This is a genomic window from Ochrovirga pacifica (genome assembly GCF_000220525.1).
GTDB classification, from domain to species: Bacteria; Bacteroidota; Bacteroidia; order Flavobacteriales; family Flavobacteriaceae; genus Ochrovirga; species Ochrovirga pacifica.
The window spans coordinates 35,793-52,376 of sequence record NZ_AFPK01000065.1 but is presented as its reverse complement, the minus strand read 5'-3'; the positions used below and the strand labels follow the sequence as shown (position 1 = coordinate 52,376).

General features: G+C 35.2%; 13 protein-coding genes. All 13 read left to right on the top strand.

What is annotated here, in order from left to right; translation table 11 throughout:
- Nucleotides 1-86: 86 nt before the first annotated feature.
- The 13 genes from typA to FS85_RS0112145 all read left to right on the top strand — a co-directional run bounded on the left by typA (nt 87) and on the right by FS85_RS0112145 (nt 16,553).
- Complete coding sequence (gene typA, locus FS85_RS0112200; RefSeq protein ID WP_010136612.1) at nt 87-1,859, top strand: translational GTPase TypA; 1,773 nt, start codon at nt 87-89, stop codon at nt 1,857-1,859.
- Between the two features lie 71 nt (nt 1,860-1,930).
- Nucleotides 1,931-2,803 (top strand): hypothetical protein, encoded by an 873-nt coding sequence (locus tag FS85_RS16195; protein ID WP_010136610.1) that lies wholly within the window; start codon nt 1,931-1,933, stop codon nt 2,801-2,803.
- Nucleotides 2,804-2,836: 33 nt separating this feature from the next.
- Nucleotides 2,837-3,316, top strand: coding sequence for a YchJ family protein (locus FS85_RS0112190; RefSeq protein WP_010136609.1), 480 nt, complete (start codon nt 2,837-2,839; stop codon nt 3,314-3,316).
- Between the two features lie 12 nt (nt 3,317-3,328).
- Nucleotides 3,329-3,493, top strand: a complete 165-nt coding sequence (locus tag FS85_RS16795; protein ID WP_010136608.1) for a hypothetical protein — start codon at nt 3,329-3,331, stop codon at nt 3,491-3,493.
- 213 nt (nt 3,494-3,706) lie between these two features.
- The gene (locus tag FS85_RS15655) at nt 3,707-4,225 is read left to right on the top strand and encodes an RNA polymerase sigma factor (RefSeq protein ID WP_010136607.1); all 519 of its coding nucleotides are present in this window, start codon (nt 3,707-3,709) and stop codon (nt 4,223-4,225) included.
- Between the two features lie 103 nt (nt 4,226-4,328).
- Complete coding sequence (locus FS85_RS16190) at nt 4,329-5,438, top strand: FecR family protein (RefSeq protein ID WP_010136606.1); 1,110 nt, start codon at nt 4,329-4,331, stop codon at nt 5,436-5,438.
- Nucleotides 5,439-5,547: 109 nt separating this feature from the next.
- Nucleotides 5,548-6,579 (top strand): TonB-dependent receptor plug domain-containing protein, encoded by a 1,032-nt coding sequence (locus FS85_RS16185; protein ID WP_050809652.1) that lies wholly within the window; start codon nt 5,548-5,550, stop codon nt 6,577-6,579.
- Nucleotides 6,580-6,601: 22 nt separating this feature from the next.
- On the top strand, nt 6,602-8,848 hold the full coding sequence (locus FS85_RS15970) for a SusC/RagA family TonB-linked outer membrane protein (RefSeq protein ID WP_071585725.1): 2,247 nt from the start codon (nt 6,602-6,604) through the stop codon (nt 8,846-8,848).
- A 3-nt stretch (nt 8,849-8,851) separates the two neighbouring features.
- Entirely contained in the window at nt 8,852-10,267 is a 1,416-nt protein-coding gene (locus FS85_RS0112165; RefSeq protein WP_010136605.1) for a RagB/SusD family nutrient uptake outer membrane protein, read from the top strand.
- A 16-nt stretch (nt 10,268-10,283) separates the two neighbouring features.
- The gene (locus FS85_RS0112160; RefSeq protein WP_010136604.1) at nt 10,284-10,745 is read left to right on the top strand and encodes a hypothetical protein; all 462 of its coding nucleotides are present in this window, start codon (nt 10,284-10,286) and stop codon (nt 10,743-10,745) included.
- Nucleotides 10,745-13,540: a M16 family metallopeptidase gene (locus tag FS85_RS0112155; RefSeq protein WP_010136603.1), complete on the top strand. Its 2,796-nt coding sequence runs from the start codon at nt 10,745-10,747 to the stop codon at nt 13,538-13,540. Before FS85_RS0112160 ends, FS85_RS0112155 begins: the two co-directional genes overlap by 1 nt.
- An 18-nt stretch (nt 13,541-13,558) precedes the next feature.
- Nucleotides 13,559-15,022: a hypothetical protein gene (locus tag FS85_RS0112150; protein WP_010136602.1), complete on the top strand. Its 1,464-nt coding sequence runs from the start codon at nt 13,559-13,561 to the stop codon at nt 15,020-15,022.
- A gap of 73 nt (nt 15,023-15,095) precedes the next feature.
- On the top strand, nt 15,096-16,553 hold the full coding sequence (locus FS85_RS0112145; protein ID WP_010136600.1) for a calcineurin-like phosphoesterase C-terminal domain-containing protein: 1,458 nt from the start codon (nt 15,096-15,098) through the stop codon (nt 16,551-16,553).
- Nucleotides 16,554-16,584 lie beyond the last annotated feature (31 nt).

Sequence of the window (16,584 nt, the reverse complement as noted above, 5' to 3'; positions counted from 1 at the left end):
AATTGAAACTTGTTGAATAAACAGATTTTAATCTAAAAGTCTGAGTTCTTTTACCTATTTTTGCCATTCAAAATTAAAGCACAAACATGCAAGCCATTAGAAACATTGCAATCATTGCCCACGTTGACCACGGTAAGACTACTTTGGTTGATAAAATTATCGATCAGGCAAAAGTATTAGACGAACGTAAAGAACGTACCGATTTATTATTAGACAACAACGACTTGGAACGTGAAAGAGGAATTACCATTCTTTCTAAAAACGTTTCTGTACAATACAAAGGAACTAAAATCAATGTGATTGATACTCCTGGCCACGCTGACTTTGGTGGAGAAGTAGAGCGTGTATTAAAAATGGCAGACGGAGTGTTACTTTTGGTAGATGCTTTTGAAGGACCGATGCCACAAACTCGTTTTGTACTAGGAAAGGCGATTGAATTAGGATTGACACCAATTGTGGTTGTAAACAAGGTAGACAAAGAAAACTGTACACCAGACATCGTACACGAAAAAGTATTCGACTTGATGTTTGCCTTAGAAGCTACTGAAGAACAATTGGATTTTACTACCATTTACGGTTCTGCTAAAAACAATTGGATGAGTACCGATTGGAGAAATCAAACAGAAGATATTGTACCTTTGCTAGATGCAGTATTGGAATCTATTCCAGAAACCAAATACAACGAAGGAACACCACAAATGCAAATTACTTCTTTAGACTTTTCGTCTTTTAAAGGAAGAATTGCTATTGGACGTATTTTCCGTGGAGATTTAGAAGTAAATAAAGATTACATGTTGTGTAAAGCCGATGGTTCTACCAAAAAGGTTAGAATTAAGGAATTGCACGTGTTCGAGGGAATGGGAAAAAGGCAGGTAGACAAAGTTCCTTGTGGAGATATTTGTGCCATTACTGGAATTGAAGATTTTGAAATTGGAGATACCATTGCCGATTTAGAAAATCCAGAACCACTACCAAGAACAAAAATTGACCAACCTACGATGAGTATGTTGTTTACCATTAACAACTCTCCATTTTTTGGTAAAGAAGGTAAGTTTGTAACTTCTCGTCACTTACGTGATCGTTTGGAAAAAGAATTAGAGAAAAACTTAGCTTTAAAAGTAGAGTACACAGACTCTGAAGATACTTTTAATGTATATGGACGTGGAGTATTGCACTTGTCTGTTTTGATAGAAACGATGAGACGTGAAGGATATGAATTGCAAGTAGGACGTCCGCAAGTAATTTTAAAAGATATTGACGGTGTAAAATGCGAGCCATACGAAAACTTAATCATTGATGTACCTGAAGACGTGTCTTCTAAAGTAGTAAACTTAGTGTCTTTAAGAAAAGGAGACCTAATGGTGATGGAACCTAAAGGAGATTTACAACATTTAGAATTTACCATTCCATCAAGAGGATTGATTGGTTTGCGTAATAAAATTTTAACAGCTACAGCAGGACAAGCAATCATCAACCATAGTTTTAGCGAATACGGTCCATTTAAAGGAGAGTTCCCAGAAGAAATGAAAGGAGCAATCGTATCTTCTGAAACAGGAAAAGCTACAGCTTACGCAATTGATAGATTACAAGATAGAGGACGTTTCTTCATCGATCCTAACCAAGAAATATACAAAGGACAGGTAGTAGGAGAAAACAGCAAGTCCGACGACATGGCAGTGAACTTAATCAAAGGAAAGAAGTTAACCAACGTACGTGCTTCTGGTTCTGATGATGGGGTGAAAATTGCTCCAAAGATCGACTTTTCTTTAGAAGAATGTATGGAATACATTAGAGAAGATGAATATTTAGAAATTACCCCAGAAAGTTTACGTATGCGTAAAATCAACTTTAAAGGTTAATTGTTTAAACAATAATACAAAACTCCTTCAGTTTCTATTGAAGGAGTTTTTTTATACCTAATTTTATACGGATGAGAGTTTTACAAGGATTTGTTTTTTGTCTTTTGATTGCTTGCCATGCACAGACAGTGCAAGTGGTTCAAAAAATTGACTTGCCTAAAAAAGTAAATGAAACTTCGGGAATTGTATATGTTCCTAAAGAAAATCGTATCATTACTTTTAATGATTCTGGGGGCAAACCCGAATTGTATTTGATTAGCACCCAATCTGGAAAGTTAAAAAAGACAGTTAAAGTAAGCAATGCGGATAATGTAGATTGGGAATCCATTACCCAAGACGATACCTATATTTATGTAGGAGATACAGGAAATAATAATGGAAACAGAACCGATTTGATAATTTACAAAGTCTTACTAAAAGATGTGTTAGAAAAAGAAAAGGTAAAAGCAGATAAAATTCGTTTTTCTTACGAAGATCAAATCAACTTTAAAAAACAAAGACATACAAGCAATTTTGATTGTGAAGCCATCACTGTATACCAAAACCAATTGTTGCTTTTTACAAAAAACTGGGGAGATTTTAGAACCAATGTATATAAAATTCCCACAACCGAAGGAACCTACACGGCACACAAACAAAAGTCTTTTAAAATAGATTGTATGTTAACATCCATTGCTTATCATCCTCAAAACAAAACCTTTATAGGGACGGCTTATCACAAAGACTATCAATCCTATTTGATTCAGATAAACGAATTTCAATGGTTACAAAATCAGTTTACAAAAATACCTTTACAGCCTGTTTTAGGACCTGCCAATCAGACAGAAGCGATAGCGTGGATAGATAAAAAGCAGGTGTTTATTAGCAGAGAAGCCTCTAAAGTAAAACAAGACGGAAAAAAATACCATCGCAAACAAAAACTCATTCAGCTGACTTTGCCTTAGGAATTGTAACTTTGTAGTTTTAATAGCAACCAAGTGTCTAAATTTTCCAAACTCGTACAAAAGCAAAAAGAAAGGCAAGAAGCCAAAAAAACACATTTCAATCTAGAAGCTCAAACCAACGCTAATAGGCAAGGATTGATATGTGCATGCGGCTCAAATCAATCTTACAAATCTTGTTGCGAGCCCATTCATCAAAACATACACTTGGCAAAAACTCCCGAGCAATTAATGCGTTCTAGATATACTGCTTATGTTTTGGGTAATGTCGATTATTTGCTGCAAAGTCATCACAGCAGTACTCGCCCCATTAGAGAAAGAGAAGAAATAGTAATTTGGGCAAAAAGCGTAACCTGGTTAAGGCTAGAGGTTTTAAAAAAATCAGAGCCTTTAAAAAACGAAGGGTTTGTAACATTTAAAGCTTTTTTCTTAGAGAATGGACAACAGCAAGTAATTTATGAAATATCACGTTTCGTGAAAGAGAACGGACACTGGACTTATATAGATGGTGAATAGAAATAGATAGGTATGGCAAAAGCAGGAAGCGATAAAAACACAAAAAACAAATCTAAGCACACCAAACTCATGAATCGTAAAAAGAATAAGATTCGTGAAAAAGAACAAAGTCACAAAGACCGCTTGAAGGCATTAAAAGTGGAGATTGCGAAGAAGGAGCGTAGAGGAAATGGTTGAAAAAACTCTTTTGTAACCAATGTTTGATGAAAGTGCTTGCATTTAACTTTATGTTTACAAAGTGCTAAAAAAACCTATCAAAACATGGGTGAAACCCTGCTAGAATAGTGATTCTCTTTTGCATATTGAATGTATATTTATCCTTTTAACCATCATGTTTTTAAGAGTTAACATGAAAGCTTTTACTTGTTGCGTAAATAGTGAGTTGATTTTATGAATCAAATAGAAAGGATATATAGACAACACATTGATGATTTGTATGCTTATGGTATGCACTTAGGGTTTGAGGAAAATTTAGTAAAGGATTGTATTCAAAATATTTTTGAAAAATTATTACTAAAACCCAAACTAAAAATAGAAAACACAAAGGCTTACTTGTTTAAAAGTGTGAGGAATGAGCTGTTAACAGAGTTTAAAAAATCTAATAAAAATCTTTCTATAGAACTCGCTAAGCATAAAATGCCTTTTGATATTCAGGTTAGTATAGAGGAAGTACTTTTGGAAAAAGAAACTAAAACTTTGCTAAAGAATAAAGTAGAGGCTGTTCTAAAAGACCTTAGCCCTAGGCAACGAGAGATTATTTATTTCCGATATACTTTAGAATACGATTATGACATGATTTCTGAAATCATGGGAATCTCTGTCGCTTCTAGTAGAAATTTAGTGCTAAAAGCATTAAATCACTTTCGTAAAAACGGATTGAACTTTTTTGCTTTTACATTTTTCATCTAAATATTTCTATTTAACAATTAATTAACATTGCAAAAGGTGATATGTTTTGGATTGCTTAGTCCTTAACATATAGGAGCCCTATTTTTTATACCAAATTATAAAAATGAACCAGAAAGATTTTTTAGAAAACAACGATTTTATTAGCTATATGCTAAGCAAAGATGCAAATGGAGCAAACTATTGGCAATCGTATTTAGACCAACATCCGCAAGATCAAAAAGCGTTTGAGGAGGCCAAGCAAATTTTTGAAAAAGTTCGTTTTCAAAAAGCAGAACTATCCAATAAGCAACGTGATGAATTGTATAAAAATGTAGTAGAGGGGGCATTGCAAAAGAAATTAAGAAGAAGGAAAAAAAATAGAATCAACACGGGATTGGCCATTGCAGCAAGTATTTTACTGTTGATTTTAATACAATTCAAATCGGGAGGAGATGCCGAACAAACTACAGTTCTAGTAGCACAAATACCATCAACAGAAAAAATAGAACTGATTAGCAATAACAAAGCTTACATACTAAGTAGTAACGATACGTTAAATGTAACCAAAGCTGGTGCAATCAATTTAGGAAACACAATCATCAATAACAAAGAAATTACTAGTTACAATACATTAAAAGTTCCTTTTGGTAAAAAAATACAGTTGACTTTGGTAGATGGTACCAAATTGTGGGTAAATGCAGGAACGGTTGTGAAATTTCCAACGAATTTTCAAAAAGATAAGCGTACTATTTATGTAGAAGGAGAAGTTTATTTAGAGGTTACCAAAGACAAGACTCGTCCTTTTGTGGTAGAAACCTCAGATTTTAAAGTGCAAGTATACGGAACCAGCTTTGATGTAAGTGCTTACAAAAATAAATCAACCCAAAAAGTCGTCTTGATTGAAGGTGCTGTTGCGGTAAAAACACACAAGAATGAGCTAAGAATGCAGCCAAATGAGATGGTGACCATAGATGATGCTATACTTACAAAAACGCATGTAAATGTAACCAACCATGTTTCTTGGAAAAAAGGATACTTAAGTTTTGAAAACAAACCTTTGGGTGCAATTTTAACAGAACTGTCTAGGTATTACAATATTGATTTTTCTTCTACACCCTCTGATTTGAAAGAGAATTTATGTACGGGAAAAATACACCTGTCAGAGAATGTTACAGATGTTTTGGAAACATTGTCTGTGCTTTCTGGAACCACGTTTAAGATAGAGCAAAAATAAAACAATACCCATAAAATAAAACGTAAGCGCAACAAACCAAACTATGAATCAAAATTATTTAAAAATACGGTATGCCTTCCCAAACAGATACAAATTGTTTTTTTGTTTTTTGTTTGTTCAACTTGCAATAGGGCCAAGTTATGTACACGCAACTGCTACTATAGAACAGGCAAATGTGCTGTCTCAAAATACTGTTAGCAAGTCCATTAAAGAAATCATTGCCCAAATAGAGCAAGAAACGGAGTATGTTTTTGTGCAATCAGGTATAGATGATAAGCAACTCAACAAAAAAGCAACCATTGATGTGGATGAAAAAAGCATTGATGAACTCTGTGCTCAAATGCTAAAAAACACACAAATTGATTTTAAGGTTATCAACAAGCAAGTGGTTCTTTTTAAAAAAAGAACAACGAATAAAGATAGACTTAAAACTGTGCTGCAAAAATTATTCATACTTGCAGGTACGGTACAGGATGCTAATGGTAATCCGTTAACAGGAGTTACTTTGATGGTAAAAGACGATACCAGCAAATGGGCTATGACAGATTTTGAAGGAAAATTTAGTATTGCGGATATTCCGGCAGGGAGTGTGGTTAAGGTCTCCATTATGGGTTATGAAACTCAGGAAATAACTGTAACCAAGTCTCAAAAAATAACCATTACACTTAAAGAAGATATCGAATCTTTGGATGAAGTAATCATTACTAGTAATTATGGTACGGTACAAAAAAAGTCGGACTTGGTTTCTAGTGCCTATCAAGTAAATGCGGAAGAAATTGTAAACCTTCCTCAACAACGAGTTGATAAAATTTTAGAAGGAATCGTTCCTGGGGTTGAAATAAACGCACAAAGCAATAGTCCCACCAGTTCTAGACCTCGTTATTCAGTAACAATACGAGGAGAGGCTTCTTTGACGGCTTCCAATCAACCTTTGTGGATTGTAGATGGAATACAAATAGCCACTGGAGGAACTACCAATTTAATTTCGGGGATTCAAACCAGTGTAAGTCCTCTGTCTTTTTTAAATCCCAACGATATTGAATCTATCACGGTTTTAAAAGATGCTTCTGCAACAACCATTTACGGTGCAGATGGTGCAAATGGGGTGATATTAATCACTACAAAAAAAGGGAAGAATTGATCACAATGACTTAGAGGTTTCGGTGAGACACGGAATTTCATTCATCAATAAAGATACGCGTTTCAAAGTATTGAATGCTAATGAGTATTTAACACTTGCCAAAGAATCGTATTTAAATTCTGGTGGAGATCCTGCTTATTTTCCATACACAGACAATGATATGAATAGTTACAGTACCACACAAACAGATTGGTACGATGCTTTTTTTGATGTAGGAGCAACCTCACAAATTAACCTATCCGCATCTGGAGGAAATGAAAAAGCAGTGTATCGTATTTCGGGTTCTTATTTTGAAGACAAAATGACCTTAAAAGGAAACAAACAACAGCGAATCTCGATAACAACCAACAACAATATCAATTTTAACGACAAGCTAAATTTGAATTTTTTGTTAACGGGTTCTTACAATACAAACACCACGTTTACACCAGGGGATGATTATTATAGCAACTTGCCCATTATATCTCCTTACAATGATGATGGTACGTTTAGACAGTATTACAAAGTTATAGAGGGGAGTAACCCTGACGGTTCTCCTAACTGGGTTCAAAAGCGTTTTTTTAATGAAATAGCCGAAAGAGAGCAAAATGACAATGGACAAAAAGCTTTTTCTTTTAAAGGATCTGTACAATTAAGTTATCAGCTTAACGAGGTTTTCAAACTCAGTTCTCAGTTTGGCGTAGATTATAACAATTATGCCGAAAAGATTTACCAATCCATGAAAAACTGGTCCGGAATCAATTCAGGAGTTCCGGTAGGGTTTGCCTATGACAACAATGCAACTTATTTGAACTGGAATACCATCCAACGATTAAATTTTAACAAACAAATAGGAGCACATCGTTTGTCTGGTGTTGTAGGGCTAGAGTTAGGAGCCAATCAGTCTAATGTTACCTCTGCTTCTGGATCGGGTTTTGTAAACGATCATGTAAGATTGGTAAGTCTAGCCTCATTTTCTGACGGATCTGCTAGTGAATACAAAACCACCAAAGCATCCTATTTATCTCAATTGTCTTACCATTATGGTGGACGTTATAACTTGGTGTTGAATGCAAGAAAAGACGGGAATTCTAATTTTGGTAAAAACGTTCAGTATGCTACTTTTTTATCGGCAGGTGCTTCGTGGAATTTACACAAAGAAGATTTTTTTAGTAGTAAGGTAATCGATATTTTTAGCTTAAAAGGAAGTTACGGAACCAATGGTAACTCAAGATTTGGAAACAAAAATCCTGATGGAGTGTATAGCATCAGCGACTCTTATCAGTACGGAGGAACGATTGGAGCTGGAATTAGTTCGGGAGCCAATCCAGATTTAAGTTGGGAAACTACCTATATCACCAACCTTGGGTTTAGAATTGCACTGTGGGGTAAAAGATTGGACATCACTACAGAATTTTACAGAAACAAAACCACAGATTTGATCAGTACTTTGGATGCATCTAGAACTATTGGTGATACAACGGTACTAAGAAACATTGGAGCAATAGAAAACAAGGGAATCGAAGTTGCTTTAGAATCAACCAATATTCAAAAAGAAAATTTTTCTTGGAAAACAAAAATACTAGCATCGCGCAACCGAAATGAAATTTTGAGTTTGTACAACGATGTACCTAAAAATTATGGAATATCTAGGTTGCAAGTAGGAAGCAGTATAAACACATTTTACTTAGTACGTTGGGCGGGAGTGGATCCTAGAGATGGGTACCCAATGTGGTATGATGCCAACGGTAATATTACCAAGGATTATAGTGTGGATAATAGAGTTGCCAATAAAATAGCAGACCCAGATTTGTTTGGAAGTATTTCTAACAGCTTTAACTACAAAGATACCTATTTTTTTAACATATTAATGGCCTATACCATTGGTGGTTATAGTTTTAGCTCTTTTGCTCGCGATGTCAATTCTGATGGATTGAACATAATGGATGACAACCAGTCTGTGAATCAGTTAGACAGATGGCAAAACGAGGGTGATTTGGCTTTAGCACCTAAACCTATCTGGGGAGTGAGTACAAGTTCAGTTAGAAATTCAACACGCTTTTTATATAACAAAACCAACCTAAAGATTAGAAATGTTTCTTTCTCATATTTGTTTGATAAAAAAGTGACAAAATCACTGGGGATAGAATCGTTAAGCATGTCATTGATTGCAAATAATTTGTGGGTATGGACTCCTTATGACAAAGCAAACCGTAATTCATTTAAAAATAATATTGAAGGCTATCCACAAGAAACCGAAGTTTCGTTGGGTGTAAATGTAAAGTTTTAACACATGAAAAAAATAAAAACCACAATCACGATACTAAGTCTTAGTTTTTTTACAAGTTGTAGTGACTTTTTAGAGGTGGACCCAATAGGAAAAACAACCATTTCTGTGTTTTTTTCGGATATGGATGGAATAAGAGCCGCACTTCCTGGGGCTTACAGTAAGGTGTACGATTATTACGGCGATGAGTTTTTGCTATATCCCGATACCGCTGGAGACATGCTTCAATTGGCTACAGCAGTGGAAAACAACATGATTTCTCAATACAATTTTACCTCCAATCCGGCCGAAGAAATTACAGCTGTTGGGATGATCTGGCGAAACGCATTGGAAGCATTGGTAAACGTGAATAACATGTTGGAATACCAACCCGCTTTGCTAGAAAAGTTTCCGAGCAACGAGCAAGAGTTGACTCAGATAAAAGCAGAAGCCTTGTTTTTAAGGGCTTTGATTCATTTTGATTTGGTGCGTGTGTATGCACAACCGTATAATTATACCAATGATGCCAGCCATTTGGGTGTTCCTGTATTGACCAAAACCCCTAGTTCTGACGATCATGTACCAAGAAAAACGGTGAATGAGGTGTATCAACAAATAGAAAAAGATTTAAAAGAAGCGGCTCTTCTTTTTGAAAATTCAGACGATGCTACCTCTAGCTTTTACGCATCCAAAAATGCGGTGCACGCATTGTTAGCGCGTATGTATTTGTACATGGAAAACTGGGAACAGGCAATCAATTATGCAAGTTTGGTAATAGATAGCACTCCTTTGTCCCAAGGGCAAGATTATTTAGACATGTTTCTAAAAATTGAGAATGATGACGAATCGTTATTCAAACTTAATGGAAATCTAAAAACTCCTTACATCAATAAGTTTTACAACCAAGAAACCCCATTGGCCATTGCAAGTACCAAATTGACAAATTTATTGAACGAAAATACAGAAGACATTCGTTTAGACTTGATAGATACAGAGACCTTAACCAGCTTAAAGTTTTTAAAACCCTTTTCGAACATTGGAGAAATTAAAGATAACGATTACCATATTATTGTACTGAGAGCTTCGGAAATGTATCTGATTAGAGCGGAAGCTTATACAGAATTATCGAATATAGACTTGGCCAAAGAAGATTTAAAAATCTTGATGGCTCGAAATTATCAAACAACCACAGCAGCCATTACCCTTAATAAAAACACCCAAGAAGAATTAAAAACTTTGATAGACAAGGAACGTAGCAAAGAGTTGTGTTTTGAAGGACATCGATTGTACGATATAACACGAACCCAGCAAAACTTAATCCGTGAAGCCAACACTACTTCTACTGTCAAAGAAATTACTTATCCGAGTACCAAATTTGTGTTGCCTATTCCTCAAAAAGAAATGGATGTAAACAAAGCCATGATTCAAAATGACGGATACTAATCAAAGACTCAAAAAAATGAAAAAAATAGTTTTACTTATAAGTGTATCAATCCTATCCCTAATTTCTTGCGGCAAAGAAGAAATAGAGGTGTACGACACCCCTTTTGTACACATCAATTTTAACAATGTTTCTATGGTCAATGTCAATTCAAATCGAAGAGATATTACCAGTTATTACATCTACCTAAGTTCAAAACCCTTACAAAAAGACATGCTTTTAGATTATTCCATCATTGTTGGAGAAGGGTTGCAAGAAGGAGTTGATTTTAAAATTTTAACCACAGAGTTCCCCTTGGTATTTCCTTCTGGTATTTATAGAAGGCCTATACAAATACAGTGGTTAGACAATCAACTTGACCCATCGAAGGACAATACATTAACCATCAAATTGAACTCAAACAACCTAAACATTCACGTGGGGTTTCCTGGTGAAGCTGCCAATCAAAGTGAGTTAATCATCAAAAAAATAAACAGTTAATGCGAATTATATTAAGTTTCTTACTACTGTTAAGCACTTTTACGGGTGTTTCTCAAAAGCTAGTGCAAGACACTGTGTTGGTAAAAAAACAATTGCCTAACGGACTGACGTATTATATCTATCCAACAAATAGAGTTAAAGGGCAGGCTTACTTCCGATTGTTTGTAAAAGCAGGTTCTTTGCAAGAAACAGCAAATCAAAGAGGGGTGGCTCATTTTTTAGAACACATGGCTTTTAACGGAACAAAGCACTTTAAATCGAATGAATTGATTGATTTTTTAGAAACTAAAGGTTCTAAATTTGGTCACGATTTAAATGCACATACCTCGTTTGAAGAAACCATTTACAAACTAAAAATTCCTACCAAAGAGCCAGCAGTGATAGACACCACTTTAACCGTGATGTCAGACTGGGTACACGGGATGTTGTTAGATTCGCTAGAAATAGAAAAAGAACGTGGAGTAGTATTGTCCGAATGGTTGTCCAAACAATCCCCTAGTAATCAAAAGGGACAGTATTTTTTGCAAACCTTGTTAAACAATTCGCTGTACAGCAAACGAACCGTAATAGGAGATACTACCAGTTTAAAGAATTTTAAAAGAAGTCAGTTACAAGCTTTTTATCAAAAATGGTACGATCCTTCATTAATGGCAGTGGCCGTAGCAGGAGATGTTGATGCGAAAGAAATTGAACAAAAAATCAAACAAAAATTCGCTGCCATTCCAACCCAAAGACCTTCACCTATTTTGGGGACGATAGTCAATTATGCTAAGGACAGTTTGGTGATCTATCACGACAAAACAACAAAAAAAACAGAACTGAACTTGATACAACTTCGCAACCCGATGCGAAATGTAAATACCGCACAAGCCTACGAACAGTACCTAATGCGTATTGTGATTAACAAGTTGATTGCAGCTAGATTTGCACAACTTTCCTTTTTAGAAAACAACTATACCGATGCCCGTATTAATTTGAGTAATTTTTTGAACTCTAAAGGGGTATTGTTAGCAAGTTTCTCATTCAAACCAGAAAAAGCACTACAGGCAATAGCCGATTTTAACAAGCATTATGCACAAATAGTGCAGCATGGTTTTACTTCGTTTGAAATAAAAAAAATAACCAAAAGCATGTTGAGTGCTTTTGAAGCCAAGGTAAAAGAAAACAAACCCGTGCCAGCTTCTGGGATGATGTCTCAAATGTATGCGGACTTTTTTAATGGAAATAGCATTATATCGGTTTCTGATGAATACGAGTTAATGAAAAAATGTTTTTCTAAGCTAACAGTTCAGAAAATAGCATCGCATATAAAGAACCAGCAAACAGGTTCACCGTTTAGGTATTTATTGACGACGGGTGATGAGGATCTCGATAAATTACCATCCAAAACAAAACTATTGGCTGCAATACAAACCCGTAAACAACTAAAAGTAGCTCCCTTTGAAAACAACTTTGAGGTTCCTAAAAAACTATTGAGCAGATCAATCCAAGCAGGAACAATTAAAAAAATAAAAAAGATTTCTGCCATAGATGCAAAAGAAATCTACTTGGACAATGGTATGAAAGTGATCTATAAAAAAACAGCTAAAAGTAAAGAAAGTGTTTTGTTAGCAGGTTTTAAAAAAGGGGGGTTGTACGCTCTAGACAGTACCGATTATATGAGTGCACAGTATGCCGCTCCAACCGTAGCCATTAGTGGATATGGTGATTTTACAAGAGATGCACTAAGTTATTATTTGGCAGGAAACAGTGCTAAAGTCCAGTTTTTAATAGACAAAACAAGGGTTGGTTTTTTTGGGAGTTCAAAAATAAAAGATTTAAAAACCTTGTTTGAGTTGTATTATTTAAAAGCAACGCAACCCAAAGTTGATTCTTTAGCTTATAAAAAACTTAAGGATTTATCAATAGCAAAAATTTCAGAGGACCCACTTACAGCCAAAGAAGTTTTTCAAGAAAAATTGAAGTATTTGGTAAGGGGTAAAGATTATACAACTCAAAAATTGACCAAGGCTACTTTACGAAATAACTTAAGCAAACAAAAGCTGATTCCGATTTATAAAGATTTTTTTGCACAGGCAGAGGGTTTTGTACTTACGGTCATTTCTGATCAAGATTTGGAAGTGCTGTTGCCTTACATCGAAAAGTATTTAGGCGGAATTCCAAAAGGGAATTCAAAAATAGCATATCTATACCAGCCTAAAGATTTGGTGAAGCAAAGTAAGCGTTTGGTGGCCAATGGAGAAGAATCGTCCAAAGCGTTTTATACAGTTATTCATCAACAAAGAAAAAAGGAAAAAAACATTCCCGTTCAGGAAATCAACAATCAGATTTTAGAAAATGTTCTAAAACTAGAATTAAACAAAAGGTTAAGAGAAGAGCTGGGGGTTGTTTATGGTGTACGTGTAGCAATCAGTGCTACGCAACATCCTAGACCGTTAAGCAGACAGAGTATTTCGCTGGTGTGTAAGCCTGCTGATGTGGAAGTGATTCAGACCGAAATCGACAATATCATTCAGCAAATTGCAGAAGGGACTTTAGATATTTCAGCACATCTAAAAAAAACTCAAGTGAATTTAGTTTCAAAGTTTAACCGTCAAAAGCAGAAAAATTCGTTCTGGACCAAAAGCATTCGAGATTATTATTTCAACCAGTATAAAAACTGGAATTTTGTAACGGATTATCCTAAATGGGTGGCCAATACTACAGTAAAAGACATTCAAAAAATAACCCAAACATATTTTTTTAAATCCCCTAAAATTGAAGCCATTTTATACCCAAAAACAAACAATCGTTAATCTTTAAACCTTATTATTATGAAAAAAACAATCTATTATTTATTCGCGTTAACCGTGCTACTATCATCTTTGGTAGCGTGTGGTTCAGATGATCCTGTTCAAGAAATTGAGACTCCTGCAGAGGTAGGACTTTTAAGTTTTGGTTTTTATGCAGAAGACAATGCAGAAAACTTATTTACAGATTATGCCATAGAAAACGTAACTACTACAGACGTTTCTATTGCTTTGCCTAACGAGACAGATTTAACGTCTTTAGTAGCACGCTTTACAACTACCGATGGAGATGTAGTAAAAGTTGGAGCAACTGTATTAACAAGTGGTACCACCGCTAGAGATTATTCTGCTCCTGTAGAATTGTTAATTACCGAAGGAACTACTAATAAAATTTATACCATTACAGTAGGGAAGTTGGCAAGTGCTGTCTGGAGCTTGTCTTCTGTTTATGCTGATGATATTGCAGCGGAAGTCTCGTTGCAAATCAATCCAGCTACCTCTTTGCCTTATGTTGCTTACATCAGCGAGAGAGAAAGCAGTGATGATCAAAAAATGAATTTAATCAACTACAATGGTACTGCTTGGAATAGAGTAGGAGGAACAGATTTTTCTGATTTTAGAGCCAATACTGTAGATTTAAAATTCAGTAACTCAGGTACACCATACATCAGTTTTCAAGAGTACACAGAAAACAGAGAAGCATCCATCATGTCGTACCAAAACAATAGCTGGTCATATGTAGGAGGTGCTCCGTTTTCAGGATTAAGAACAGCATCGAACACCGTAGTAGTAACAGAAGATGACAAGGTCTTCGGATTTTTTATTAGTGATGATAGAAATGCAGACGGAAGAAGATCTATTTTTGCAAAATCTTACGAGTCTGGTACATGGTCTGATCTATCAATTCCTGGTAGAGAAGGTTTTGCACGATTGATTAAAACTAAAGTAATTGAAAACACAGTGTATCTTGCAGTGTTGGATTATGGATCACAACAATCTGTTTCTGTTTATAAATACGAAAACAATGTATGGACAACTTTGGCAGATAAGATGAAGGAGAGTGAAGAAAATACTATCTACTTTTACAATTTAGATCTTGATGTTGACACAGAAGGAAATGTTTATGTTGCGTATGCTGAAAACAACGGACCTGATACAGTTTACCAACTAAGAGTGAAAAAGTATCAAGCGGCTTCTTCTTCTTGGACAACTTTGGGTGACTTGATTGTAACAAGCAATACGAGAGATTTTGCTTTGGCTGTAGATAAGTACAAAAATCCAATGTTGTTTTACCAAAACGACACCAAAACACCAGTATTCTTACCATTTGATTCAGACGTAAACAACTGGGGAGCTCCTGTGGTATTTACCGATGCTGATGCTTCTAGCTTAAATATAGAAGTAGCACCTAACGGAATTTCTTTTGCCTCTTACATTGTAAACGAGAAAATCAACCTGTATAAGTTTGATTCTCCAGACAATGAATAGGTAATTTAAAGTTGAAGTTTTTAAATAAGCGAAGTTGTATAGCTTCGCTTATTTTATGTTTAAATTTATGAGCATGAACAACGTGAGCAAATTTTATATCTTTTTTGTTTTTTGTATAGGGGTCATGGCAACCGCTCAGTCCCAAAAAACAATCCTTAACGGTTCTGTATTCTTGCATCAAAAAGGGTTGAAAAAAGTTTGGGTCTCTAACGGGGATACCCTAGTAAAAACTGACAAAAAGGGAAGGTTTAAAATTCCTGTAACCAAAGGACAAGTGGTTTTTCCTATTCTACCTTCAGGTTATGCTTATAGCAATGCTAAAAAGTGGTGGTATCACACAACTGAAGATGCAGGTAAAGCAGTAAGTTTTTCTCTACAAAAAATAACAGTCAAAAAGAAGTTTAAGTTTTTAGCTATAGGTGATGTTCAAGTAGGAGATACGAAGGAACTTTTATATGCTACCCAGTCCGTATTGGCAGAACTGTTGAACAGACAAGATTATGATTTTAGTATTTATTTGGGAGACTTGGTAAACGATGCTCCCAATTTGTTTGCTCCTTTAAAAAGTCTAATTGACGATATTCCCAAACCCTCTTGGGTTGTATACGGAAACCACGACCGTAACTTTAAAGCAAAACAAAATGGTCAATTTGATTTTTTTAGGAAAAAGTTCGGGCCTGAAAACCATGCTTTCTTTAAAAATGAAGTTTTATTCGTTTCCTTGAATAGCATTACACCTGTAGGAAAATATGGCTATCAAAATCAATATCCTCCCAATCAACTTCGTTTTTTAAAACAACTGTTACAAATAGTGCCTAAAAATCAGCAAATTGTCATTAGTCAACACGTACCCTTAGTGGCTATGAAAAATCAGAAAGAGTTGATGACTTTGTTAGCTCCCTATAAAAAGATACTAGTTTTGTCGGGACATACACATACTGTTTTTCAAAATAAAATAGAAATGCCTTCGGGAAATGTGATTCACGAGCTGACAGCAGGAGCTGTGTCTGGAAATTGGTGGACAGGACAAAAAAAGTGGGAAGGTGTCCCCTTGTCATTGATGAGTTGTGGAACACCTAGAGGCTATTTTGAAATTAATTTTGATAGAGACGACTATAAAATCCAATTCAAAGGAGTCAATTTACCGAAATCCAAACAATTTACTTTTTGGGCAGGCGATTACAATGCTGAACCCATTGCTAGTTTGAATGAAAACCACGATGTATATCTCAACGTTTTTTCAGGATCCAATCAAACCACAGTTACTATCAAGCTAGAAGATGAGCAAGTTATTGTCTTGGAAAAAGTAAGGAAAATGGATCCTTTTGTGAATTATATCAAAAAAATGCAACGTCAAAAAATGAGTCCAGATGCCAACAGTAAAGCAGCTCCTTATTTAAGGACCAAGTCTCATCATTTGTGGACAGGAAAACTACCTGCGTTAGAAAGAGGTTTTCACAACTTAGAAGTAATAATTAAAGACCCTAAATTTACAACCATCAAAGAGCGTATTTGGGTTTATAAAGAATGATAAACTCTTGTTTTTATAGTACAAAATACCG

Coding starts and splice junctions, on each gene's coding strand:
- typA (WP_010136612.1), top strand. CDS start 87: ATGCAAGCCATTAGAAACATTGCAATCATTGCCCACGTTGACCACGGT.
- FS85_RS16195 (WP_010136610.1), top strand. CDS start 1,931: ATGAGAGTTTTACAAGGATTTGTTTTTTGTCTTTTGATTGCTTGCCAT.
- FS85_RS16795 (WP_010136608.1), top strand. CDS start 3,329: ATGGCAAAAGCAGGAAGCGATAAAAACACAAAAAACAAATCTAAGCAC.
- FS85_RS15655 (WP_010136607.1), top strand. CDS start 3,707: ATGAATCAAATAGAAAGGATATATAGACAACACATTGATGATTTGTAT.
- FS85_RS16190 (WP_010136606.1), top strand. CDS start 4,329: ATGAACCAGAAAGATTTTTTAGAAAACAACGATTTTATTAGCTATATG.
- FS85_RS0112165 (WP_010136605.1), top strand. CDS start 8,852: ATGAAAAAAATAAAAACCACAATCACGATACTAAGTCTTAGTTTTTTT.
- FS85_RS0112160 (WP_010136604.1), top strand. CDS start 10,284: ATGAAAAAAATAGTTTTACTTATAAGTGTATCAATCCTATCCCTAATT.
- FS85_RS0112155 (WP_010136603.1), top strand. CDS start 10,745: ATGCGAATTATATTAAGTTTCTTACTACTGTTAAGCACTTTTACGGGT.
- FS85_RS0112150 (WP_010136602.1), top strand. CDS start 13,559: ATGAAAAAAACAATCTATTATTTATTCGCGTTAACCGTGCTACTATCA.
- FS85_RS0112145 (WP_010136600.1), top strand. CDS start 15,096: ATGAACAACGTGAGCAAATTTTATATCTTTTTTGTTTTTTGTATAGGG.